Below are 1,440 nucleotides of genomic sequence, written 5' to 3' on the forward strand. Positions count from 1 at the left end.
ACCCGCGCCGCGGTGCAAGGTTTCCCGGAGCGCAAGCTGCACGCCTACCCGCTGCCGTGCCCGGACGAATACCTCGAGCTGCCCCTGGGCGAGCACGCCGAGCTGTACCCGGAAGTCAGCTTCCAGTCGCAGCCGGACGTCGATGAAGAACAACGCTGGTGGCGTTTCGACCCGCGCGTCGAGTGGCTGATCGACCAGCTGAAGATGCTCAAGCGCACCAAAGTCCTGGTGATCTGCGCCCACGCCGAAACCGCCATGGACCTGGAAGACGCCCTGCGCGTGCGCTCCGGCATCCCGGCCACGGTGTTCCACGAGGGCATGAACATCCTCGAGCGTGACCGCGCTGCCGCCTACTTTGCGGACGAAGAATTCGGCGCCCAGGTGCTGATCTGCTCGGAAATCGGCAGTGAAGGCCGCAACTTCCAGTTCTCCCACCACCTGGTGCTGTTCGACCTGCCGTCCCACCCGGACTTGCTGGAACAACGGATCGGCCGTCTGGACCGGATCGGCCAGAAACATGTAATCGAACTGCACGTGCCGTACCTGGAAACCAGCCCGCAAGAGCGCCTGTTCCAGTGGTACCACGAGGCGCTGAACGCGTTCCTCAACACCTGCCCGACCGGCAACGCCTTGCAGCACCAGTTCGGCCCGCGCCTGCTGCCGCTGCTGGAAAACGCCGACGACGGCGAGTGGCAAGGGCTGATCGACGAAGCCCGTGCCGAGCGCGAGCGCCTCGAAGCCGAACTGCACACCGGCCGCGACCGTTTGCTGGAGCTCAACTCCGGCGGCGCTGGCGAAGGTGATGCGCTGGTGGAAGCGATCCTTGAGCAAGACGACCAGTTCACCCTGCCGATCTACATGGAAACCCTGTTCGACGCCTTTGGCATCGACAGCGAAGACCATTCGGAAAACGCACTGATTCTCAAGCCCAGCGAAAAAATGCTCGACGCCAGCTTCCCCCTGGGCGACGACGAAGGTGTGACCATCACCTACGACCGCAACCAGGCGCTGTCCCGCGAAGACATGCAGTTCATCACCTGGGAACACCCGATGGTGCAGGGCGGCATGGACCTGGTGCTGTCCGGTTCCATGGGCAACACCGCCGTGGCGCTGATCAAGAACAAGGCGCTCAAGCCGGGCACCGTGTTGCTGGAACTGCTCTACGTCAGCGAAGTGGTTGCTCCGCGTTCGCTGCAGTTGGGCCGTTACCTGCCACCGGCGGCACTGCGTTGCCTGCTGGATGCCAATGGCAATGACCTGTCGGGCCGCGTGTCGTTCCTGACCTTGAATGACCAGTTGGAAAGCGTGCCGCGGGCCAGCGCCAACAAGTTCGTGCAGGCCCAGCGCGACCAGCTGACGCCGCGGATCAACGCCGGTGAGGAGAAGATTGCCCCGCGTCACGCCGAGCGTGTGGCCGAGGCTCAACGTCGCCTGGCGGCG

The 1,440-nt window shown here is 64.3% G+C and carries 1 protein-coding gene; it reads left to right on the forward strand.

What is annotated here, in order from left to right:
- Window positions 1-1,440, forward strand: a 1,440-nt coding sequence (rapA, locus tag HX846_RS37030; protein ID WP_178967439.1) for an RNA polymerase-associated protein RapA, incomplete at both ends; no start/stop codon positions are given.

The organism is Pseudomonas sp. K5002, assembly GCF_013386655.1.
In the GTDB taxonomy this organism is placed as follows: domain Bacteria; phylum Pseudomonadota; class Gammaproteobacteria; order Pseudomonadales; family Pseudomonadaceae; genus Aquipseudomonas.